Origin of the sequence: Streptomyces sp. NBC_00045 (genome assembly GCF_045041095.1) — a bacterium.
GTDB lineage: Bacteria > Actinomycetota > Actinomycetes > Streptomycetales > Streptomycetaceae > Streptomyces.
In genome coordinates this window covers 5339300-5361338 of sequence record NZ_CP108271.1, presented here as the reverse complement: position 1 = coordinate 5361338, position 22039 = coordinate 5339300, and the positions used below count along the sequence as shown (strand labels likewise).

Genomic DNA, 22039 nt, shown 5'->3' with positions numbered 1-22039 from the left:
ACGGATGGTATGTCCGCTTATGTCATAGAGTGCCGAAGAGTCGTCAGAAACGGTCACGAGTGGGAGCCGCGGCACATGGGACCAGTGGAATTCATCGTCCTCGCCTTCCCGGAGGAACAACTGCGGGTACCCGCGGTCGAGGCCGTGATGGGACTGCGCAAAGCGGGGGTCGTACGGCTCATCGACGGGCTCGTGGTCACGAAGACCGCGGGCGGTGAGGTGCTGGCGGCGGAGTTCGACGAGTTCATGGAACTCCAGGGCCTGCTACGGCACCGGGAGGCCGCACAGCTGATCGGGGCGGAGGACGTCGGGGAGTCGGCGGACCTGCTCGAACGGGGCAGCTGCGCACTGCTGCTGGTGGTCGAGCACGTGTGGGCCGAGGACGCGGCGATCGCCGTACGCGCGGCGGGCGGGCGGATCGTGGGCTCGGTCCGGATCCCGCCCGAGCGGACGGGGGCGGCCTGATGTTCATCCGCCCGATCGGAACGAGGATCGAAGCGGCCCGCCGCCCGTCGGGCCACCCCCTCCTCCAAGGCCTCCTCTCCCGAGCCGCGGGCCGAGCCCCGGCTCCGGCTCCGGCTCCGGCCCCGGCTCCGGCCCCGGCTCCGGCCCCAGACGCCCCGCAGCCCGACTCGGGACCCGACCCCGGACCCGACCCCGGACCCCGCCCGGTCGGCCGACCCGGCGGGCCGACCGCTGGGCCGCCCGGTGGCCCGACCGGTGGCCCGACCGGTGGGCTGGCCTCAGAGCTGGCGCAGCTGGCCGAACTGGCCCGGGAGGGCATCCTGACCCCGCAGGAGTTCAAGGAGGCCAAAACCCGCCTCCTCCACCCCTGACGCGACCGAGTGCGGTGCCCCTGACGGGGACCGGCCGGCCGAGCCCCCGAACCCCGCCCCACGAACGCCCGCGGAGCCGGGTTCGGCTGCGACCGGCCGGAGCCGGGCCCCCACACAGGGTCTCGGCACCCGCCCCGCGCGGGTTGGGCCGGACAGGTGAGTGTGCGGAACTGGCCGTTCCCGGTCGGGGATTTGTCATACCGCGCGTGGCAGCATCGGCCGCCTGGAGGTGATCACATTGTCATGCCGCCTGCTCCGCGCCGCCTGCATCGCCGCCGTGTTCGTCACGGTCGGCCCGCTCCCCGCCACCCACGCCGGCCCCCTGCCCGACACTCCGTCACAGGCGTCCCCCGCCACCCGGAAGAGCCCGGGCCCCGCTGACGCAGCCCCCGGTCGGAACCCCGGCACGGGAGCCAGCCCCACACCGAGCCCCGGCCCGAGAGCCACCACCGCCACCCCGAGCCCCGGCACGAGAGCCACCACCGCCACCCCGGACCCCGGCACAAGAGCCACCACGACACCGAGCCCCGGCTCGGGGGCCACCGCCGCCGCCGGGAGCACCGGCCCGGCGGACGGCGCCGCCGCCCCGAGCCCCCTCCCGGCGGGCGCCGCGCCCTCGGACGGGGTCACCGCCCGGCCGGGGCCCGGGCAGTCCGTGGGGGCGCTGCTCGCCCAGTTGCAGGGGCTGTACCGGCAAGCCGAAGAGGCCACCGAGGCGTTCAACGCCACGGAGGTCGCACTCAAGGCCGGGCAGGACGAGGAGCGGCGGCTCGGCTCCGAGCTGGGGAAGGCCCGTACCGCCCTCGGTGCGGAGAAGGCGGCGGCCGGGCGGATGGCCCGGGAGCAGTACGAGCACTCCGTCGGCCTCTCCCCGTACGCCCGCATGCTGCTCACCGGCGACGCCCGGGCCGCCCTGGACCAGCGGCGGCTCGCCGCCCGCGAGGGCGCCCGGCGGGCCGGGGTGCTGGCCCGGCTCACCCGGAACGTGCACCGGGCCGACCTGCTCGCCGCCGCCGCCCGCAAGTCCCTCGACGCCCGCCAGACCCTGACCGCACAGCGCAAACTGCACAAGCAGCAGGTCGATCTCAAGCTCAAGCAGGTCGAGGGGATGCTGGCCTCGCTCAGTGCCGAGCAGCTCGCCCGGCTCGGGGAACGCGAGGCCGCGGACACCGCCACCGCGCAGCGGGAGCTGCTCGGTTCGGGCCGGCTCGCCACCACGCCCCGTACGCCGACGGCCGCCGGCGGCGCCGCGCTGACCTACGCCACGGAGCAGATCGGCAAACCGTACGTCTGGGGTGCCGAGGGGCCGGGGTCCTTCGACTGCTCCGGGCTGACTTCACAGGCCTGGGCGCACGCCGGCCGGTCCATCCCCCGGACCAGTCAGGAACAGTGGGCGCAGCTCCCGAGGGTGCCGCTGGACGAGCTGCGGCCCGGCGATCTGGTGGTGTACTTCCCCACCGCCACCCATGTGGCCCTGTACGTCGGCGACGGGAAGGTGATCCAGGCACCGCGGCCCGGGGCGAAGGTCAAGGTGTCCCCCATCGCAGCGAACCCGCTGCTGGGGGCCGTGCGGCCCGATCCCGACGGCACCCCGCTCACCGAGTTCACCGCGCCCGCGCTCCCCGCGACCGCGAGCACGGAGGGCGGCGACGCCGGCTACTCCTCCGAAGGGGCCCCGGCCGCCGCCCCTGCAGACGACGAGACCTCGGCCAGGTAGTCCTGCGCGTCTTCGGGGTCGTAGAAGTACGTTTCGAAGTCGGCCGGGTTGTCGAAGCCGTTGGCGAAACGGTCCGCCACCGGCTGGAGCTGCCCGGCCGCCCCGATCAGGTTCAGGACGTGCTCCGGCGGGACGCCGAGCATCGCGTTCGTCCACTGGGTCACCGGCTTGCCCGTCGTGAACCAGAACTTGTCGAAGGTGGCCTTCATCCAGGCCTCGTCGAACGGCTTGTCCCCGTGCATCAGGATCGACGACAGGTACGAGGCCGCGCACTTGGAGGCAGAGTTCGATCCCTGGCCGGTGATCGGGTCGTTCGCGACGACCACGTCGGCGACGCCCAGCACCAGGCCGCCGCCCGGCAGCCGCCCGATCGGGTTGCGGACGACCGGCGCGTACCGGCCGGCCAGCGTGCCGCCGGCGTCCGTCAGTTCCACGTCCGCCGCCCGCGCGTACTCCCAGGGCGTGAACTTCTCCATCAGTTCCAGCGTGAGCGCGAGGTGTTCGGCCGGGTCGTGCACCCCGCGGAACACGTCGAGCGGGCCGCCCGGGAGTCCCTCCCAGAACAGGATGTCCGCCCGCCCCGACGTCGTCAGCGCCGGCATCACGAACAGTTCGCCCACCCCGGGGACCAGGTTGCAGCGCACCGCTTCCGTCTCCGGGTGCTCGGCGCGCGGTGCGAGGCCGTGCACGTACGAGACGGCCAGCGCGCGCTGCGGCGCGTCGTACGGCGAGCGCGCCGCGTCCCGCCCGAACATCGACACCAGCTCGCCCTTGCCGGCGGCGACGAGCACCAGGTCGTACGTACGGGAGAAGTAGTCCAGGTCGGCGACGGACGCGCCGTGGATCACCAGCTGTCCGCCGCGCTGCACGAAGGTGTCGATCCATCCGGCCATCTTCAGGCGCTGGTCGACGGACTGCGCGTACCCCTTGAGGCGGCCGAGCCAGTCGACGGGGCGCGAGCCGTCCGGGGCCGCGACGGAGACGCCGATGCCTTCGATCCGCGGGGCGTGCCGCTCCCAGAAGTTCAGCCCGAGATCGCGCTCGTGCTGGAGCGCCGTGTCGAACATGACCTGCGTGGACATGATCCGCCCGGTGCGGATCTCGTCCGCCGTCCGGTTGGACATGAGGGTGATCTCGTACCCCTTCGACTGGAGGCCGAGGGCGAGCTGGAGGCCGGACTGGCCGGCCCCCACGACGAGTATCTTGCGCATCTCACGTTCTCGATTCGGGTGAGCGGTTCGGACGGTTCGACGGTTCGACAGGGCGACGGTTCGACGGGTTCGCGGTGTCGGGAACCTATTCGGGGGTCGCGTCCAGTGCGTGGCCCACCAGCGTGAGCAGGGAGGCGACGACCGTGTCCCGGCGCCGCGCGTCCATGATCTCCACCGGTACGTGCGCCGGGATGGTCAGCGCCTCCCGCACGTCCTGGGGTTCGTACGCGTGCGAGCCCTCGAAGTGGTTGACGGCGACGGCGTACGGCAGGCCGCAGCTCTCGAAGTAGTCGAGGGCCGGGAAACAGTCGCGCAAGCGGCGCGTGTCGGCCAGGACGATGCCGCCGATGGCGCCGCGGACCAGGTCGTCCCACATGAACCAGAACCGCTCCTGGCCCGGGGTCCCGTACACGTACAGCACGAGGTCGTCGTCGAGGGTGATGCGGCCGAAGTCCATCGCGACGGTGGTGGTGCTCTTGTCCGGCGTGGCCGAGAGGTCGTCCGTGGGGAGGCTGGCCTGGGTCATCACCGCCTCGGTGCGCAGCGGGGTGATCTCGGAGACGGACGACACGAAGGTGGTCTTGCCGACGCCGAAGCCACCCGCGACCAGCACCTTGACGGCGACGGGTGCGCGGGAGCGGTCGTACTGCCAGGGCTGGACGGCCTCGTCGTCCGGGGCGGCGGGGTGGACGGGCGGGTCAGAGACGGCGAAGACCACTGAGCACCCTTTCCAGCAGCGCGCGTTCGGGGCGGCCGGGGCCGTGCCCCGTCCCGTACACGCGTATGCGTCCTTGGTCGGCGAGGTCGCTGACCAGGACGCGGACCACTCCCAGCGGCAGCTTCAGCAGCGCGGATATCTCGGCGATGGTGCGCATGCGGCGGCAGACCTCGACGATCGCCGGCATCTCGGGCATGCGGTCCGTGCTCGCGGCGGGGTCCTGCGGCTCCGATGCGCGGGTGTCGAGGGCGGCGACGAACGTCTCCACGTGCAGGACCTGCGTGAAGCGGGTGCGGCCGCCCGTGAGGGAGTACGGGCGGACGCGTGCGGGCCGGCGGTCGGCTCCGCGTATCGGCAGCCGGTCGGTCGCCGAGGCCGTGCTCCTCACGTGGTCTTCTCCATCGACTGGCGCAGCTCGCTGCGGACTTCCGGGGTCAGGACGTGGCCGGCACGGCCGACGAACAGCGCCATGTGGTACGCCACCACGCTCATGTCGCAGTCGGGTGTGGCGTGGACGCCGAGGAGCGAGCCGTCGCTGATGGCCATGACGAAGACGGAACCGTACTCCATCGCCACCATGGTCTGCTTGACCGCTCCGCCGTCCATGAGCTCGGCGGCGCCGGTGGTGAGGCTGCCGAGGCCGGAGACGATGGTGGCCAGGTCGGCGGAGGCGCCGCGCGGGCCCTTGGTGCGCGCGGGGCTCTCGCCGGCGGCTCCTGCGGGGTCGGAGGACAGCAGCAGGAGCCCGTCCGAGGACACGACCGCGACGGAGTTGACGCCGGGCACCTCCTCGACCAGGTCGGTCAGCAGCCACTGCAGGTTGCGGGCCTGGGTGCTCAGTCCGTACGTACTGGGCGCGGTCATGTGCGTGCCTCCTGTGCGGTGTCCCCCTGGTCGGTGTCCTGTGCGAGCTCGGCGGCTACGACGCGCCGTCCGTCCCGCGTCCCCTGGTAGAAGCCGCCGAGCCGACGGCGCAGCTCGTCCGCGTCGACGCGGCGCGGCGGCTCGGGCCGTACGGCGTCGGTGCGGCCGGGCCGTCCGGCGGCCACCGTGCGCGGGGTCCGCTTGGGCAGCCCCTTGCCGGTGACGCGTTCCGGTCCGGCGTCGGGGTGGCTCCCCTGGCGGGGAATCCAATCGGCCTCGTCGGGTGCGTGCCGGTGGGGCTCCGCGGGGCCGTCGGGGGCGGCGGCGGGGACGGGCCGCCCCGGCAGGGACGGGCGTTCTTCCGGTACGTCGGCCCGCGGGCCGGCACCGGTTAGCGGTTCGGGGGACGCCGGGTCGGGGTCGGCCCCCGCGAAGCCCTCCGGTCCCGCGTCGGGGACGACCCGCGCGAGCAGCTCGTCGCCGGGATCCCGGTCGCCCGGGACCTCTTCGGTCGGGCCGGCCGCGGTGAACACCTGGTCGGCGCCCGGCACCTCCGGCTCGGGCTCCGATATGGGCGCGTCCGGGACGACCCGGGCCAGCAGCTCCTCGGCCGGTCCGCTCACTGCGGTGAACACCTGGTCGGCCGGAGGCAGGGCGGCCTCCTGGTCCGCGAAGGCGTGGCCACCCGCAGCCAGCTCCGGGGCCGGCTCCGAGGCCTGTGCCGTGAACACCTGGTCGGCGGGCGGCAGCCCACCGTCCGCGGCGGGGGCGTGCGCGTCCGTGTCGGAGTCGGGCTCCAGGCCGCCGGCCAGATCGGGGCCGAACTCCCCGGCCAGCTCCGCACCCAGGTCCGAAGTCTCGGCCGCGGCTTCGACTTCGGCTTCGCCGGGCTCGGGCTCGCCGGACCGCGTTTGCGCATCCGGGGTCACGGGCTCGGCGGCGGGCTCCTCCGTGGCGGGGTCGCCGGCGGCGGACTCCGCGGCCGTGGTCTCGTCGGCGGCGGGCGGGACGGCGGCGGGCGGGACGGCGGGGTCCCACTCCATGGCGCGCAGGAGCTCCGCGTCCGCTTCCGGACCCGGGTCCCGGAAGGGCTCGGGGGCGGGCTCGGCCTGGGCCAGGGGCTCCGCGTCCCGGTCCGCCGCCGGAGGCATCCGGCGGGGCGGGATGGTGTTCTCGTTCGCCTCGGCGATCACGCCGGGCAGCCGGAACTCGGGCATGCCCGGCGTGGCGAAGGTGTGGACGGGCGAGGTCGGCGGGGTGGCCGGGAGCAGGGCGGCCGGGACGACCACGAGGGCCTCCGTGCCGCCGGGGCGCCCGGCGCGCAGCTCCGCGGTGACCCCGTGCCGGGCCGCGAGGCGTCCAGCGACGTACAGGCCGAGGCCCAGGCCGTGTTCCGCTTCGGGTTCCTCGTCGTACGACTCGGGGGTGGCCAGGCGGGCGTTGAGCGCTTCCAGCCGGTCACCGGTGACCCCGATGCCCTCGTCGACGACGGACAGCACCGCGTCGCCGGAGTCGAGCAGCCATCCGGACACCTTGACCTTGGCCTCGGGCGGGGAGAACGTCGTCGCGTTCTCCAGCAGCTCGGCGAGGACGTGCGAGATGTCGTCGGCGGCGTGTCCCGCCACCTGGGTGAACGGGGGCAGCGTCGTGAGGTCGACGCGTTCGTAGCGTTCGATCTCGCTGACCGCGGCGCGCATGACGTCGACCAGCGGGACGGGGACGGCCCCGGCGCCGTGGCCGTGCTCCTGTCCGGCGAGGACGAGCAGGTTCTCGTTGTGGCGGCGCATGACCGTCGCCAGGTGGTCCATCTTGAACAGGGTCGCCAGCCGGTCCGGGTCCTGCTCCCTGGATTCCAGCTCCTCGATGACCGCGAGCTGGCGCTCGACAAGGCCGAGCGTGCGCAGCGACAGCGAGACCGAGGTCGTCGACATGACGCGGCGGTGTTCTTCGAGGCCGGCCCGCAGTTGCTTGAGCTCCTGCTCCAGCGCTTCCCGGCCCGCGGTCAGCGCCTCGTTGCGGCCGATGAGGCGGCGGCCGTCGGCGTCGAGGCCGGCGATCCGGGTGTGCAGGGCGACGGTCTGGTCGCGGACGGCGTTGAGGTGGCGCACGACTTCGGCGAACTCGTCGTTGCGGCCGGTGAAGCGGACCGGCTCCACCGATCCTTCGGGCGTCGCGAGCCGGGCCGCGCCGCGGCGCAGTACGGACAGCGGCCGGGTCAGGGAGCGCGCGACGGCGGTCGAGAAGCCGATGGCGACGAGGAACAGCAGGCCGAGGACGGCGACCAGCATTTCCAGCCGGGTCACGTCGTCGTCGCGCAGGGTGGCGAGTGCGGTGGCCCGCTGCCCGGCGAGGGTGGATTCCACGGACCGCATGCGGTCGATGCGGGCGGTGAGCGCGGGGGCGACGGTGGCGCCGTCGAGCTTGCGGTCGGCCGTGGACAGCGTGGGCCGTTCGGTGAGCCGCTTGAGGTAGTCGTCGGCGGCCTTGACCTCGGGGCCGGTGACGGTGGCGGCGAGGGTCTGGCGCACGTCGGGCCGGGAGACCCGGGAGAAGTCGTCGAGGGCGGCCTGCTCGCGTACCCGGGCCCGCTGGGCGGCGGTGCTCAGTTCGTCGACGGCAGCGGTGTTCGAGGTCTGCTCGCCGCGGGGGACGGCCAGCGCGGCGAGGAGCAGTCCGCGGGTGGCCGAGGCCTGTTCGACGGCCTGGCCGAGGGGGGCCAGGGGGCGGGTGGTGGCGAGGGCGGCCACGGCGCGCGGCGGGGTCAGCTCGGCGAGCCGGTCGCCGGGGGCGAGGAGTTCCGCGATGACGCCCGTGTACGCCTGCTGGGCGGCGAGGGCGCCGCCCTTGCCGTCGACGGCCTCGTTGCGGACGGCCTGGACGCGGGCGAGGGCGCGGGCGAGTGGTTCGTCGGCCTCGCTCTGGACCTCGGCGAGCTGGCGGTCGGTGAGCGCGGTGCGCTCCTGGACGGGGGCCTTCGCCTGGGCGCCTGGGCGGCCCTTGGCCACGTACTCGACGACGGCGTCGCGCTCGTCGCCGAGGAGGTGCGCGAGGGTGAGGGTGTGCTGGGTCTGCTCGGCGAGCGTGACCAGCTGCTGGGAGTCGTTCAGCTCCCGCGTCGCGGAGACCACGGCGGGTGCGCCGGCCGCAAGGACAGTGAGGCCGGCGACGGCGACGCCGAGGACGAGCCTGCTGCGCACGCGGACACTGCGTCCTGCGGGGGCGGGGCCGTCGATGGCGGTGCCGTTCTTCCGAGACCGCTTCTTCTGCACCGGTGCTCGCAATCCTGTACGTGTGCTCGTGCTCGTCTACTCGTGTGGCCGAGGTAACGGCCGGTCAACAAGTAAACGCCCCCTGCCCCCTCGTACCGCCTCAGACCTTTGCAGTGTGTTGGGGAGAGAGCCTGACATCGCCCACCCGGCCACTCGAACGAGTGAACATCACGGATGAGTTGGCAACCAACTCGGCGGGGCGCTGTCAGAGCGCCGTCATGGACCGGTGGTTGAAAGATCGATGGGGGCTTTGGCAGTATGCGCGCCCACATCCCGCCCGGAGCCCGCCGAGCGCCCCTGCGGGCGGGCGGGCGGCGCCGGTCCGACCCCCTCCGCATTGGTACGGACTTTTCACACCGTCACGGCCCGCCCCGGCGTACCCGGCGGGCAGAATGTCCGTATGCGCATCGACCTCGCCTCGGCCCCCGGCAACCCGGAACGCCCCAACGAGGACTGGCTATCGGCGGCGATGCCCGCTGCGGGCGGCGGAGTCCTGGTCGCCCTGGACGGGGTCACCCCGCCGGACGGCGCGGTGGGCTGTACGCACGACGTGCCCTGGTTCGCGGCCCGACTCGGGGGCCGATTGACCGAACTGTCCGGATCGCGGCGGGACATGCCGCTGGACCGGATCCTGGCGGAAGCCATCCGCGAAACCGCCGACGCACACCGGGGCACCTGTGACCTTTCTCACGTGCGGACCCCGCAGGCGACGGTGGTGATGGTCCGCTGGGACGAGGCGTACGTGGAGCACCTCGTGCTCTCGGATTCCGTGCTGCTCCTCGAAGCGCCCGGGGGCGAGGTGACGCCGGTGCTCGACGACCGGCTCGACCGGATCCCGCGCGAGCTGCTGCGTACGCACGCCTCGGCGGACGCGCTGCGCAACGCGGAGGGCGGCTTCTTCACGGCGGCCGCGGACCCGGCGGTCGCCGCCCGGGCGGTGACCGGGCGCAGCCCGCGCGCGCGGGTACGGGCGGTGGCGGCGCTCACCGACGGGGCGAGCCGGTGGACGGACACGTTCGGGGAGGGCGATTGGGCGCAGTGCCTGGCGGTGCTCCGGAAGGAGGGCGCGCAGGGCCTGATCGCCCGGGTCCGCGCCCTGGAGTCGGACCCGGGGCGCCCCCTGACCCGCGGCAAGCGCCACGACGACGCGTCGGCGGCCTACGCGGAGCTGTAGCCGATCCGGGCTCGCCGGGCGAAAGGCCGGCCCCGCCGGCGTTCGAGGCGCGGAGTGCGGGGCGGAGTCCCGAAAGCCGGGCGCGGCCCGGGCCGCTCGCGCGGCGGCGCCGCACCCGCCCCGCGCCGGCCCGACCCGTCGCGTCGTGGTGTGCCAGTCGGCCCGGGGGGGCTATTCCTCGCCCTGGTTCAGCTGGTTGAGCAGCCGGGCCAGTTCGGCGACCTCGCCCCGGTCCCAGTCGGCGAGCTTGCGCATGTACTGCTCGCGCCGGGCCCCCCGCACGCGCAGGAACCGCTCGCGCCCCTCGTCGGTGAGGCCGACCAGGAAGGCCCGCCCGTCGGCCGGGTCGGGCTCGCGGGCCACCAGGCCGAGCAGCTCCAGGGCGCGCAGCTGGCGGCTCATGGTGGCCTTGCCGACCCCGAAGTACGCGGCGAGCTCGGTGGCCCGCTGTCGGCCCGCGGCCTCCAGCCGGACGAGCAGCCCGTACGCGGCCGGCTCCAGCTCGGGGTGCAGGGCGCGCGCCATCTCCCCGGAGGAGGCCCGGGCCCGCCGGAGGAAGACGGACAGCTCCCGCTCCAGGGCAAGGAACTCCTGGTCTTCGCTTCCGTGCACGTCCGCTCCCATCGATGGTGTCCTGGGGCACCAGTATTTCGCAGCGGAAACACCACCGGCCCGGGACCCCGCCCGCAGGCCCCCGGACGGAGTCCGGGCGAAGGGTCGCGGGCCGGTGGTGCGTGCGGCCGGGCGCGGGTCGGGCGGCCGCGGGTCAGGCGGCCGCGGAGACCGGGACGGCGTCTGCCGCGAGGGCCAGTTCCAGGACCTGGCGCACGTCGGTCACCGGGTGCACCTCCAGGCCTTCCAGGACCTCGGACGGAACGTCGTCCAGGTCGGCCTCGTTGCGCTTCGGGATGATCACGGTGGTCAGGCCGGCCCGGTGTGCGGCCAGCAGCTTCTGCTTGACCCCGCCGATGGGCAGGACGCGCCCCGTCAGCGAGACCTCGCCGGTCATGGCCACGTCGGTGCGGACCTGGCGCCCCGACAGCAGCGAGGCCAGCGCGGTCGTCATGGTGATGCCCGCGCTCGGCCCGTCCTTGGGGACCGCGCCGGCCGGGAAGTGGATGTGCACGCCCCGGTCCTTCAGGTCGGCGACCGGGAGCTCCAGTTCGGCGCCGTGGGAGCGCAGGAAGCTCAGCGCGATCTGCGCGGACTCCTTCATCACGTCGCCGAGCTGCCCGGTCAGGGTGAGCCCTGCGGCGCCCGTCTCCGGGTCGGCCAGTGAGGCCTCGACGAAGAGGACGTCGCCGCCCGCGCCGGTCACCGCGAGCCCGGTGGCCACGCCGGGGACGGCGGTGCGCCGCTCGGCGGGGTCCTGGGCGGATTCCGGGACGTGGTGCGGGCGCCCGATGAGCGCGCGCAGATCGTCGGCGCCGATGCGCAGCGGCAGCTGCCGCTCCCCCAGCTCGTGCTGGGAGGCCACCTTGCGCAGGAGCCGGGCGAGGGAGCGCTCCAGGGTGCGGACGCCGGCCTCGCGGGTGTACTCGCCGGCCAGCTTGCGCAGTGCGTCCTCCTCCAGGACCACCTCGTCGGCGCCGAGTCCGGCGCGCTCCAGCTGGCGGGGCAGCAGGTGGTCGCGGGCGATGACGACCTTCTCGTCCTCGGTGTAGCCGTCGAGGCGGACGAGCTCCATGCGGTCGGCGAGCGCCTCGGGGATGGCTTCCAGGACGTTGGCGGTGGCCAGGAAGACCACGTCGCTCAGGTCCAGCTCGACCTCCAGGTAGTGGTCCCGGAAGGTGTGGTTCTGGGCCGGGTCGAGGACCTCCAGCAGGGCCGCGGCCGGGTCTCCCCGGAAGTCGGAGCCCACCTTGTCGATCTCGTCGAGCAGGACCACGGGGTTCATGGATCCGGCTTCCTTGATGGCCCGGACGATCCGGCCGGGCAGCGCGCCGACGTACGTACGGCGGTGGCCGCGGATCTCGGCCTCGTCGCGGACGCCGCCGAGGGCGACGCGGACGAACTTGCGGCCCATGGCGTGCGCGACGGACTCCCCTAGGGAGGTCTTGCCGACGCCGGGAGGCCCGACGAGCGCCAGCACGGCTCCGCCGCGCCGCCCGCCGATGACGCCCATGCCGCGCTCGGAACGCCGCTTGCGCACGGCCAGGTACTCGGTGATGCGGTCCTTCACGTCGCTGAGCCCGGCGTGCTCGGCGTCGAGGACGGCGCGGGCGCCGCGGATGTCGTACTCGTCCTCGGTCCGCTCGTTCCAGGGCAGCTCCAGCACGGTGTCCAGCCAGGTGCGGATCCAGGAGCCCTCCGGGGACTGGTCGCTGGACCGCTCCAGCTTGTCGACCTCCTTGAGCGCGGCCTCCCGGACCTTCTCGGGGAGGTCGGCGCCCTCGACGCGGGCCCGGTAGTCGTCGGACTCCTCGCCGTCCTTCTCGCCGTTCAGCTCGCGCAGTTCCTTGCGCACGGCCTCCAACTGGCGGCGCAGCAGGAACTCGCGCTGCTGCTTGTCGACGCCGTCCTGGACGTCCTTGGCGATGGACTCGGCGACGTCCTGCTCGGCGAGGTGGTCGCGGAGCCAGCTGATGGCGAGCTTGAGGCGGGCCACCGGGTCGGCGGTCTCCAGCAGTTCGACCTTCTGGGCCACGGTCAGGAACGGCGAGTACCCGGAATTGTCGGCGAGGGCCGACACGCCCTCGATCTGCTGGACGCGGTCCACGACCTGCCAGGCGCCGCGCTTCTTGAGCCAGCTGGTGGCGAGCGCCTTGTACTCCTTGACGAGCTCGGCGACCGACCCGGGCAGCGGGTCCGCGAGCCGTTCGTCGACGCTCTCGCCCTCGACCCAGAGCGCCGCGCCGGGCCCGGTGGTCCCGGCTCCGATCCGGACGCGGCCGACAGCGCGGATCAGCGCCCCGGGGTCCCCGTCGGAGAGCCGCCCCACCTGCTCGACGGTCCCGAGCACACCGGTGCCGGCGTACTTCCCGTCGACCCGCGGCACGAGCAGCACCCGGGGCTTCCCGCTGCGGACCGCCGCCTGGGCGGCCTCGACGGCCCCCCGCACCTCGGCGTCGGACAGGTCCAGCGGAACGACCATCCCAGGCAGCACGACCTCGTCGTCGAGCGGCAGCACGGGCAGAGTGAGCGTTACGGACGTCGAAGCCATGATCTTCCCTCCGGCAGTGAAGTTGAGCTATGCCGACTCAATGCATGTGCGCCCCCCAATGTTCCCCATCCGACGTTCGCCGGGGGCGAACAACTCAACGGCCTGGCTGCGGATGTCGCCCGGGCCGGTCCGCGCGGGCACCGACGCCGGCGGCTCCGCGAACGTCAGACGGGCCTCGCCCGAGGAGGACCGGACTTGCGCCGACGGGCTGGTCGGGCCGGTCAGGCGGGGTGTCGCCCCGGTAGGGAACCGTGCGCCGGGCGGCGACGACCGTCCGGCTGAACCGGAACGACGCGGCGCGAGAAGACATCACCGCACCCGGGGATGCGGTGGGGTCAACCCCCGGGCCCCGAGCCCGGGTTCAGATGCCGACCGCGCCGTCGATCCGCTCGCGCAGCAGGTCGGCGTGCCCGTTGTGGCGGGCGTACTCCTCGATCATGTGGATGAGCACCCAGCGCAGTGAGACCTTCCCGCGCCACTCGTCGTCGGCCTCCACGTCCAGGTCGGGCGCCGCGGCGGTGAACGACTCCGCGAACGCGACCTCGTCCCGCCAGGCCTCCCACGCCGCCGCGACGACCCCCGGGCCGGACACCGCCCCGTCGAAGTCGCCGTCCGGGTCCGCCTCCGAGGAGAACAGGGCCGACGCCTCTTGCCCGGCGAGGACCCGCCGGAACCAGCGGCGCTCCATGTCCGCGAGGTGGCGGACCAGTCCGAGAAGCGACAGCGTGGACGGCTCCACCGACCGCAGGGCCAGCTCCGCGTCGAGCCCGGCGCACTTCAGCTCCAGCGTCGCGCGCTGCGCCGCCAGGACATCGGTGAGCAGGACCCGTTCGTCGCCGGTCGCGGGCGCGGCGAACCGGTCCTCGGACTCGGCGCTATCGAAGAACTGCGCCCGCCGGCCCGTGACCGCGGGCAGCTCGGGGCGCACGGCCCAGTCCGTCCACGAGCCGTCGTACACGGCGAGGGCCTCGTATCCGGCCAGCGTGGCCCCCAGGGCCAGGACGCACGCCGTCACGCCCGAACCGCAGCTGAAGTACAGCCGCTCCCTGCCCCCGGTCAACGCGGCGAAGACCTCCCGGAGTTCCCCGGCGGGCCGCATCAGGCCGCTGTCGCGCTGGAGGTCCCCGAACGGCAGGTTCACGGCGCCCGGCATGTGCCCCCCGCGCAGCCCGGCCCGCGGTTCCGGGGCCGCGCCGGTGAACCGCTCGCGGGTACGGGCGTCCAGTACGACGGCCGCCGGATCGGCCAGGGCCGCGCCGACCGCATCGGCGTCGACCAGCAGCCCGGTCCGCGGCCGGGCGGTGAAGGAGCCGCGCGGGCCCTCGTAGGTGGGGCCGCACTCCTCGACCGGCAGTCCGGCGGCGGTCCAGGCGGGCAACCCGCCGTCCAGGACGGCGGCCCGGTCGAAGCCCATGGCGCGCAGCATCCACCAGGCGCGGGCGCTGGAGTAGATGCCGGCGCCGTCGTAGACGACGACGGTGTCGGTGTCGTCTACGCCGAGCGCGCGCATTGCCTCCTCGAACGCGGCGCCGGCGGGCATGGTGTGCGGGGCGGGGGCGTCGTGGTCGGACAGGGCGCCGTCGAGGTCGAAGGGCCGGGCGCCCGGTATCCGCCGGTCGGCGCCGCGGTGGGCGCCGACGGAGGCGTCGAACACGACGAGTCCCGGCTCGCCGAGCCGGCCGGCCAGCCAGTCCGCCCCGACCAGCGGTCCGGGCAGGGCGGCATCGGGGCTGGATGTGGTCATTCGGCACCTCCGGGTCGGTAGGCGGGCCCCTTCGCCTTCGAGGCCCGCCACACATCTTGCTACGCGACCCGGAGATGCCCTGCAAAGCGCCGTGCCGGTAAGGGAGTTCGCGAGGAGCGCGCAGTCCGTCGTCACCACGATCCGCCGGGCCCTCGGGAGCATCCGTGGGCTGGCCCGGCGGGTCGGCGAGCTCGGCGTCCCGGTGGCCGGGGCGGTCGGTCGGGTGCCGGCACTCTTCGGCCCGTAGTGGCTACCGGGGGAACGGGGAGAGGTCGGGCTCGACCCAGCCCGACTTCGCCCGCACCCCGGCCAGCGTCGCCGGGCGGTAGAAACGGGTCAGCAGCCGTTTGTCGAGCAGCGCGGGGTGGCGGCCGACGAACGTGTCGAAGTCGCAGTCGAGGTCGCGATCGCCCCCGTCGGGCCCGGCGGCGTGGTGCCCGACCAGTTCCACCCAGGCACGGCTGACGGTGGCGTTGTACTTCTGGGGCGCGCCGGCGTAGCGCGCCGTGCGCCGGATGCCCTCACTGACCAGGTCGACCGCGGCGGGCACGCCGCACCGCCGTACGGCCAGCCACGTCAGGTGGACGTGTTCCCGGTGACCGAACCGCGCGGCGGTCACCATCACTTCGGCCATCAGCTCCTCGAAGGCGGGGCTCGGGGTCATCGGGACACCTCTGTCAGCGCTTGCAGGGCGGCGCGCAGGCCGGCGATCGCGTCGGCGGGCAGCTGGCCGAGAGCGCGCTGCTCCAGGCCGGCGACGGCCTCGCGGATGGTGGCGGCTGCCACTCGCCCGGAGGCGGTCAGCTCGATGAGCACCGCCCGGCGGTCTCCCTGGCGGGTGCCGCGGGTGATGTGGCCGCGCTTCTCCAGGCGGTCGAGCACGCTGGTCAGCGTGGTGGGCCGGGTGCCGACGGCCGCTCCCAGTTCGGACACGGTGCGGCCGCGGCCATCGGCGAGGTTGGCCAGCGCATTGATCTCGGAGGCGGTCAGATCCAGGTCGACCAGCTCCGCGGCGAGGACCTGAAGGGTGGCGTGGGTGGCCCGCTGGAGCGCCAGCAGGGCCGACCACTCAGATGACACGATTTCGGAGTTCACAATTTCGGACTATACGATTTCGTACTATCGGCTGCAAGCGAAGGCCGCTCCCCCAGTCGCTAGGGTGCGGCCCATGGAGCCGGAAACGATCACTGTCCTGGACGGTCGCGAGTGGACCCCCGATCCGGATGCGGTGCACCGCGTCCTCGCCGACCTGGTCGCCGGCGGTGCGGCCCTCGGCTGGGTCGAGCCGCCCTCACCGGACGAGGTCGCGCAGCTGCTCGACCGGGTCCTGTCGGCGGTCGAGGCCGGGGACGCGGCCCTGCGCGTCGCCCACCTGGGCGGCCGCCTCGTCGGACTGGGCTACTGGCAGCGCTACGCCCGCCCGACGCACCGGCCGCACGCCGATCTGGAAAAGCTCGCGGTGGACGCCGCCGCCCACGGGCGCGGCGTCGGCCGGGCGCTGACCGCGGCCTTGGTCGCGGACGCCGGGGCGGCGGGCATCGAGGTCCTCACCCTGGACGTCCGGGGTGACAACGCCCACGCCCTCGGGCTCTACCGCTCGCTCGGCTTCACCGAGTACGGCCGCCTCCCCGACTTCGTCGCCGTCGGGGACCGCCGCTACGACAAGGTGTTCTACATGCACGACTTCCGCACCGGCGGCCTCTAGCCGCTCGCCGGCTCAGTCGTTCTCAGCCGCCGCCCGTCCATCGGCCCCTGCTCCGCGAGCAGGGCGGACAGGGTCGGTCCCGGTACGAACGCGGTGGCCAGCCAGGGCATTTCGGCGTCCGGGTCGGCGTCCACGACCGGGGCCGTGTGGAAACCGCCGACCCTGCGGGCGGCCACGACCTCGGCGCGGAACCGCTCGCGGAAATGCGGGTCGGCCGCCAGCTCGGGATGTGCCACCTTGACGGCCACGGCACGGCCACCGCGCGAGCGGGCCAGAAGAGCGGTGCTTTACGGGCAGCGCCCCGGCTGTGCGTAGAGCGCGATGCGGGCTCCGCGGACCTCGTCCACCGAGCAGAGGTCGAAGTGCGAGGCCAGCGCCTGCCGTTTGACCGCTTCCCGGGGGTAGGGGTCCAGCGGCTGGTCCGCCGGGTCGAGCAGGGCCACCACCCGGGGGGCGTCCACCAGGCGGGTCCAGATCTGTTCCGTCGGCGCTTCCGTTCCCTGGAGGCTGTGCGAAGCCACCGGGGTGCGGGCCAGGGCCAGGTCGCGCAGGCTCCCGTACAGCTGTGGCGAGGACAGCAGCCACTCGCGCCGCCGCGACGGCATGAACAGCACGGCGTCCCCGGGCCGGGCCCGTTCCCGGACCGCGGCGGCCACCGCGAGCACGTCGTCCTTGCGGCTTTCGGGGGTGCGCAGCCACAGCGACCACCATCCGAACGGCACCAGCAGCGCGGCCACGAGCAGCCACGGCCACCGCAGCCGCGCCGCCGCGAGGCGGGCCCCGGCCAGCAGGGCGAGCCCGGCCAGCGCGTAGAGCACGTACCGGTCGACGTACCAGGGGTGGACGAGGGAGACCGCCATCAGCAGGCCGGGCGGCAGGAGGGCCAGCGGCAGAGCCACCCGTACGAGGTCGCGCTCGGCGCCCCGCGCGAGCAGCAGCGTGGCCACCGCGAGCACCCCGTACGCCGCCCAGTCCTGCCAGCTCGGCCGCCCGAGCCAGCCCAGCTGCCGCTCCGCCTGCCGGGCGCTCACCACGGCCAGCGGCAACAGCAGCACCACCACGACGGCGGCGCTGCACCGCCAGCCGTGCGAGCGCCGGGCGGTGACCGCGTGCGCGAACAGGGCCAGTGCGGCGAACTCGTGCAGCCAGCAGCCCAGCAGCAGGACCACGGTGTAGGTGATCCACCGCTCGCGCAGCATCAGGTACGTCGCCCACACCACGGCCGCTGCGACGAGGGCGTACGAGCGGCCCTCCTGGGCGTACGTCTGCACGGGCGGCAGCACGGCGTAGGCGGCTCCGCAGAGCAGCGCGGCCCGCTCCCCCACGAGCCGGTGGGCGATCGCGGCCACCCCGGCGGCCGCGAGGGCGGTGGCGGCGACGGACGGCAGGCGCAGCGCCCACAGGCCCCCGGTCGCCGGTCCGCCGCCGTCCCACGCCAGGAACACGGCGTGCATCAGCAGGTAGTACAGCCCGTGCACGGCGTCGACCTGCCCGAGCAGGTCCCAGATGCCGTCGGGCGGGCGGTGCGCGACCTGCCAGGTGACGGACTCGTCGCGCCACATGCTGCCGCGGCCGCCCGCGCCTGCGCGTTGCAGGCCCCAGAGGCCGAGGAGGACGGCGAGCAGCGGCGGCAGCCAGCGCCAGGCGGCGATGCGGCGGATGTCGTCCTCCTGGTGCTATCCGTGGGGGCGGTGCCGACTCCATACTCGGGGGTCGGCCCGTAGTCATCCGGGGGTGGGGTGTGCGCGCGTTACGAACGGCGGCGGCCGTGCTGCTGGGTGCGGTGGTCCTGGCGGGATGCGGTTCCGACGGCGGCGGCGACTCGGACGGGCCGGGCGGACGTCCACCGTCCGGCGGAAGTGGCACGGCCGCGTCGGCCCCGGCGCAGCCGTCTCCCGGCCCCTCGTCGGGTGGGACGGCCGCTCCGTCCGGCAAGCCGACGGACACCGCGGGTGCCCCGACCGCCCCGTCCGTCCCGGTCTCCCCGGGGCCGTCCTCGGCGCTGGAACGCCTGGTCACGGTCACTCGTAGTGGTGGCATCGCCGGGAGGACGAGCAGCCTGCTGGTCAAGGGCGACGGTTCGTGGACCCGGCTCGACGCGCAGGCGCGCCCGGCCGGCACCGGGAAGCTGGCGCCGGACCGGGTGGCGAAGCTGCGTGCCGCGCTGGGGCAGGCGGACTTCGCACACCTGCCGAGGGTCCTCAAGGGCGGTGGGACGGTCTTCGACGGGTTCTTCTACGCCTTCGTGCACGGCGGCCACGAGGTGGCGGCCGACCAGGAGTCGCTGACGCCGCACTTGCAGGACGTGCTGGACGAGCTGCCCCCGTTCGAGGCCGGCTAGGTCGAAGCCGGGGCCGCCGGGAGTCCGGTTCCCGCTGTCGAGATCGCGCGCAGCTGGCGGTCCAGGTACCCGTGCAGCCGGGTCGGCATGTCCACGGCCCCGGGGGCCAGGGCCCACTGGATCTGGAGCCCGTCCATGACGGCGAGGGTCTCGCGGGCGAGGGCCTCGCAGTCGGTGTCGGGCCGCAGCTCTCCCCGGGCGACACCCGTCTCCAGCAGCGCGACGTCGTGGGCGAGCACCCGGGCGTAGCGCTGCTCGAAGTACGCGTTCGCGGGGTGGCCGGGGTTGCCGGACTCGCCGACCAGCGTGTTGTACATCCGTACGAGGCCGGGCCGGCGGGCGTTGTCCGCGGCCAGGGAGACGACGGTGGCGTAGTACGCGGCGACGGACTCGGCGGCCTCGCTGAACAGGCGCTCCACGTCGTGCTGCTCGCTCTGCGCCAGCACCGACAGCAGGAGGTCCTCCTTGCTGCGGAAGTGGTGCAGCAACCCGCCCTGGGTGATGCCGCACTCGGCGGCGATACGGGCGAGCGAGGAGGCGTGGAAGCCCCACTGCGCGAAGTGCTCCACCGCGGTGTCGAGGATCTTGCGGCGGCGGGCGTCGCCCACCGCGTAGGTCCCGCGCCCGGCGGCCTCGGGGACGGCCCGCTCCTTGTCCTGTGCCATGCGGCCCACCCTAGGCCGGTGCCTTCTCGCGCCTCCGGGGCGGAGTGGTCCGGGTCACTTTTCCAAAACCTAGTGGGTACACGGTTTTCGCGTTCACGGTGGGCATCCTCCGCCGGAGCGCACCCAGGAGCCGTACGCCGGCGTCGCGGCCGGGAACGGCGAGGTGGTGTCCGATCCGGGTGCGGCGGACCTGGCGGCGCTGCGGCTGCGCACCCCGTACGAGCCGCGGGAGAACGTCTTCGAGTCGTTCTTCCACTCGGGCTCGCTGGTCTTCGCGGAGCCGGAGCTGTCCCGGATCCTGGCGCTGCTGGCCGCCGTACCGACGCCGGTCTGCATCAATCTGGAGCGGGCCGCGGTCATCCCGGAGATCGCCGAGCGGGCGGCGGCGCTGGTCGCGGACTACGGCGCCGAGGACGCGGCGCTGCTGGACGCGGCCTTCGGCCGGGCCGCGCCTGAGGGGCGGCCGCCCTTCGAGCTGCCGCGGTCGATGGCGGCGGTGGAGGCCTCGCGGCCGGACGTGCCGAACGACACGGTCGACCCGGTGTTCGCGCACGGGCACGGCCTGGTCCTGTAGGGGGTCGACAAAAGCGCGCGGTGGCTGATGATCACCGCGCACCGGGTGGCCGTGCCGTGGGGGTACGGCCACCCGGCATCACCGCCCATATCCCCATTCCCGCCATAATCGGAATCACTGCTTCCGCTGGTTTCCCTGTCCGAACCCCGCATAGCCGCAGGCCGGTGCCTCCTCTACGCTGCACCCCTACTACGCGGATCTTCAGGGGCGGGAAATGGAACAGACACACACCACCCACGGCGGCGCCGCGGCCACCCCCGGCGCCCAGCGGCGCGTGCTCGTGGTCGAGGACGACCGCACGATCGCCGATGCGATCGCGGCCCGACTGCGCGCCGAGGGCTTCCAGGTGCAGGCCGCCTTCGACGGCCCGGCCGCCGTGGCGGCGGCCGAGAGCTGGCAGCCCGAGCTGCTGGTGCTCGACGTGATGCTGCCCGGCTTCGACGGCCTGGAAGTCTGCCGCCGGGTCCAGGCGCAGCGGCCGGTCCCGGTGCTGATGCTCACCGCGCGCGACGACGAGACCGACATGCTGGTCGGGCTCGGGGTCGGCGCGGACGACTACATGACCAAGCCGTTCTCGATGCGCGAGCTCGCGGCGCGGGTGCACGTACTGCTGCGGCGCGTGGAACGGGCCACCCTGGCCGCCACCACCCCGCGCGGGGCCACCCTGCGCCTGGGCGACCTGGAGATCGACCACGCGCAGCGCCGGGTCCGGGTCCAGGCCGAGGACGTCCACCTGACGCCCACCGAGTTCGACCTGCTGGTGTGCCTGGCAGGGACACCGCGGGCGGTGCTCTCACGGGAACAACTGCTCGCCGAGGTGTGGGACTGGGCCGACGCGTCCGGCACCCGTACGGTCGACAGCCACATCAAGGCCCTGCGCCGGAAGATCGGGGCGGAGCGGATCCGTACGGTCCACGGCGTCGGGTACGCCCTGGAGACCCCGGCCCAGTCATGAGCGGCGGGCGCCCGCCCGGCGGGCTGAGGCCGTTCTCCCCGTTCTCGATCAAGACCAAGCTGGGCACGCTCGTCGTGGTCTCGGTCTTCATCACGACGGGCCTGCTGATGGTGGCCCTGCGCACCGACACCGAGCTGCGGTTCATCACGGTCTTCTCGGTGATCGCCTCGATGCTGATCACCCAGTTCGTGGCACACAGCCTGACGGCGCCGCTGGACGACATGACCCGGGTGGCCCGGGCGATCTCCCACGGCGACTACACCCGCCGGGTGCGCGGAGCCGGGCGCCGCGACGAGCTGGGCGACCTGGCCTCCACGATCAACCTGATGGCGGACGACCTGGAGGCCGTGGACCGGCACCGCAAGGAGCTGGTCGCCAACGTCTCGCACGAGCTGCGCACGCCGATCGCGGCCCTGCGGGCGGTGCTGGAGAACGTGGTGGACGGGGTTTCACGGGCCGATCCGGAGACCATGCGGACGATGCTGAAGCAGACCGAGCGCCTGGGCCGGCTCGTGGAGACCCTGCTGGACCTGTCCCGGGTCGACAACGGGGTGGTGCCGCTGAGGGCCCGCCGCTTCGAGGTGTGGCCGTACCTGTCGGGGGTCCTGAAGGAGTCGGGCCTCGCGGCCGCCGGCCGGCCGGGCCTGCTCTCCGGTTCCGGCGGGCACACCCGCAACGACGTCCACCTGCACCTGGACGTGTTCCCGCCCGAACTGACGGCGTACGCGGACGCCGAGCGACTGCACCAGGTGGTGGCGAACCTGATCGACAACGCGGTCAAGCACAGCCCCCCGCACGGCCGGGTCACCGTCCGGGCCCGGACCGGCGAGGCCCCCGGGAGTCTCGCGCTGGAGGTGCGGGACGAGGGCCCCGGCATCCCGGAGGAGGAGCGGCACCGGGTCTTCGAGCGGTTCAACCGGGGCAGCGCGAACGGCGGCGACGGCGGCACCGGACTGGGGCTGGCCATCGCCCGCTGGGCCGTCGGCCTGCACGGAGGGCATATAGGAGTGGCCGAATCGTCACGCGGCTGCCGCATCCTCGTCACGCTTCCGGGCAGCTCCCCGGCGTCACATTGACGTAGGGTTCGAGTGCGTAGGACATGA

Annotated in this window: 21 protein-coding genes and 2 pseudogenes; 9 read left to right on the top strand and 14 right to left on the bottom strand. The window is 74.0% G+C overall.

Annotated elements, in window-relative coordinates; genetic code table 11:
• The first annotated feature begins 75 nt into the window (after positions 1–75).
• From OHA65_RS25280 to OHA65_RS25270, 3 genes are all read left to right on the top strand, one after another.
• Positions 76–465, top strand: a complete 390-nt coding sequence (locus OHA65_RS25280) for a DUF6325 family protein (RefSeq protein ID WP_327285401.1) — start codon at positions 76–78, stop codon at positions 463–465.
• Positions 465–836: a hypothetical protein gene (locus OHA65_RS25275; RefSeq protein WP_405762468.1), complete on the top strand. Its 372-nt coding sequence runs from the start codon at positions 465–467 to the stop codon at positions 834–836. Before OHA65_RS25280 ends, OHA65_RS25275 begins: the two co-directional genes overlap by 1 nt.
• Before the next feature lie 229 nt (positions 837–1065).
• Complete coding sequence (locus OHA65_RS25270) at positions 1066–2553, top strand: NlpC/P60 family protein (protein WP_371644780.1); 1488 nt, start codon at positions 1066–1068, stop codon at positions 2551–2553.
• On the opposite strand, the gene OHA65_RS25265 is transcribed toward OHA65_RS25270, so the two are convergent.
• From OHA65_RS25265 to OHA65_RS25245, 5 genes are all read right to left on the bottom strand, one after another.
• Positions 2493–3764, bottom strand: coding sequence for a styrene monooxygenase/indole monooxygenase family protein (locus OHA65_RS25265; protein ID WP_327285398.1), 1272 nt, complete (start codon positions 3762–3764; stop codon positions 2493–2495). The two genes, OHA65_RS25270 and OHA65_RS25265, sit on opposite strands and share 61 nt — an antisense overlap.
• An 85-nt stretch (positions 3765–3849) precedes the next feature.
• Positions 3850–4482: an ATP/GTP-binding protein gene (locus OHA65_RS25260; protein WP_327285397.1), complete on the bottom strand. Its 633-nt coding sequence runs from the start codon at positions 4480–4482 to the stop codon at positions 3850–3852.
• Complete coding sequence (locus tag OHA65_RS25255; protein WP_327285396.1) at positions 4463–4870, bottom strand: DUF742 domain-containing protein; 408 nt, start codon at positions 4868–4870, stop codon at positions 4463–4465. Before OHA65_RS25255 ends, OHA65_RS25260 begins: the two co-directional genes overlap by 20 nt.
• Positions 4867–5346 (bottom strand): roadblock/LC7 domain-containing protein, encoded by a 480-nt coding sequence (locus OHA65_RS25250; RefSeq protein WP_327285395.1) that lies wholly within the window; start codon positions 5344–5346, stop codon positions 4867–4869. Before OHA65_RS25250 ends, OHA65_RS25255 begins: the two co-directional genes overlap by 4 nt.
• The gene (locus tag OHA65_RS25245) at positions 5343–8615 is read right to left on the bottom strand and encodes a nitrate- and nitrite sensing domain-containing protein (RefSeq protein ID WP_405756681.1); all 3273 of its coding nucleotides are present in this window, start codon (positions 8613–8615) and stop codon (positions 5343–5345) included. The genes OHA65_RS25250 and OHA65_RS25245 overlap by 4 nt, the downstream gene beginning before the upstream one ends.
• A gap of 400 nt (positions 8616–9015) precedes the next feature.
• On the opposite strand from OHA65_RS25245, the gene OHA65_RS25240 reads away from it, so the two are divergent.
• On the top strand, positions 9016–9789 hold the full coding sequence (locus OHA65_RS25240; protein WP_327285393.1) for a hypothetical protein: 774 nt from the start codon (positions 9016–9018) through the stop codon (positions 9787–9789).
• 171 nt (positions 9790–9960) lie between these two features.
• Here the strand turns inward: OHA65_RS25240 and OHA65_RS25235 are convergent, their stop codons facing one another.
• From OHA65_RS25235 to OHA65_RS25210, 6 genes and pseudogenes are all read right to left on the bottom strand, one after another.
• Positions 9961–10413 (bottom strand): MarR family winged helix-turn-helix transcriptional regulator, encoded by a 453-nt coding sequence (locus OHA65_RS25235; protein WP_054225493.1) that lies wholly within the window; start codon positions 10411–10413, stop codon positions 9961–9963.
• A gap of 142 nt (positions 10414–10555) precedes the next feature.
• Positions 10556–12952: an endopeptidase La gene (gene lon, locus OHA65_RS25230; RefSeq protein ID WP_327285392.1), complete on the bottom strand. Its 2397-nt coding sequence runs from the start codon at positions 12950–12952 to the stop codon at positions 10556–10558.
• Between the two features lie 361 nt (positions 12953–13313).
• A complete protein-coding gene (locus OHA65_RS25225; RefSeq protein WP_371646929.1) occupies positions 13314–13868 on the bottom strand; it encodes a DinB family protein in 555 nt (184 codons plus the stop codon).
• A pseudogene (locus OHA65_RS25220) lies at positions 13851–14696 on the bottom strand (sulfurtransferase); the annotation flags it as partial. The pseudogene OHA65_RS25220 and the gene OHA65_RS25225, both read right to left, overlap by 18 nt.
• A 250-nt stretch (positions 14697–14946) precedes the next feature.
• On the bottom strand, positions 14947–15360 hold the full coding sequence (locus OHA65_RS25215; RefSeq protein ID WP_327285391.1) for a hypothetical protein: 414 nt from the start codon (positions 15358–15360) through the stop codon (positions 14947–14949).
• Positions 15357–15791, bottom strand: a complete 435-nt coding sequence (locus OHA65_RS25210; RefSeq protein ID WP_327285390.1) for a MarR family transcriptional regulator — start codon at positions 15789–15791, stop codon at positions 15357–15359. The genes OHA65_RS25215 and OHA65_RS25210 overlap by 4 nt, the downstream gene beginning before the upstream one ends.
• 73 nt (positions 15792–15864) lie before the next feature.
• Between OHA65_RS25210 and OHA65_RS25205 the strand changes: the two genes are divergently transcribed.
• Positions 15865–16401, top strand: coding sequence for an N-acetyltransferase (locus tag OHA65_RS25205; protein WP_327285389.1), 537 nt, complete (start codon positions 15865–15867; stop codon positions 16399–16401).
• 20 nt (positions 16402–16421) lie between these two features.
• Here the strand turns inward: OHA65_RS25205 and OHA65_RS25200 are convergent.
• Together OHA65_RS25200 and OHA65_RS25195 are read right to left on the bottom strand one after the other, a co-directional pair.
• Positions 16422–16676, bottom strand: a pseudogene (locus OHA65_RS25200) (serine/threonine protein kinase); the annotation flags it as partial.
• 12 nt (positions 16677–16688) lie between these two features.
• Positions 16689–17963, bottom strand: a complete 1275-nt coding sequence (locus OHA65_RS25195; RefSeq protein WP_405762465.1) for a hypothetical protein — start codon at positions 17961–17963, stop codon at positions 16689–16691.
• A 179-nt stretch (positions 17964–18142) separates the two neighbouring features.
• On the opposite strand from OHA65_RS25195, the gene OHA65_RS25190 reads away from it, so the two are divergent.
• Positions 18143–18742 carry a hypothetical protein gene (locus tag OHA65_RS25190; protein WP_327285387.1) on the top strand — a complete coding sequence of 200 codons (600 nt, stop codon included), beginning with the start codon at positions 18143–18145 and terminating at the stop codon, positions 18740–18742.
• On the opposite strand, the gene OHA65_RS25185 is transcribed toward OHA65_RS25190, so the two are convergent.
• A complete protein-coding gene (locus OHA65_RS25185) occupies positions 18739–19407 on the bottom strand; it encodes a TetR family transcriptional regulator (protein ID WP_328763656.1) in 669 nt (222 codons plus the stop codon). The two genes, OHA65_RS25190 and OHA65_RS25185, sit on opposite strands and share 4 nt — an antisense overlap.
• Positions 19408–19573: 166 nt before the next feature.
• Here OHA65_RS25185 and OHA65_RS25180 point away from each other — a divergent pair, with 166 nt between their 5' ends.
• The 3 genes from OHA65_RS25180 to OHA65_RS25170 all read left to right on the top strand — a co-directional run bounded on the left by OHA65_RS25180 (position 19574) and on the right by OHA65_RS25170 (position 22012).
• Positions 19574–19981, top strand: coding sequence for a hypothetical protein (locus tag OHA65_RS25180; protein ID WP_405762464.1), 408 nt, complete (start codon positions 19574–19576; stop codon positions 19979–19981).
• 214 nt (positions 19982–20195) lie between these two features.
• Entirely contained in the window at positions 20196–20936 is a 741-nt protein-coding gene (locus OHA65_RS25175; RefSeq protein WP_327285386.1) for a response regulator transcription factor, read from the top strand.
• On the top strand, positions 20933–22012 hold the full coding sequence (locus OHA65_RS25170; RefSeq protein ID WP_327285385.1) for an ATP-binding protein: 1080 nt from the start codon (positions 20933–20935) through the stop codon (positions 22010–22012). Before OHA65_RS25175 ends, OHA65_RS25170 begins: the two co-directional genes overlap by 4 nt.
• Positions 22013–22039 lie beyond the last annotated feature (27 nt).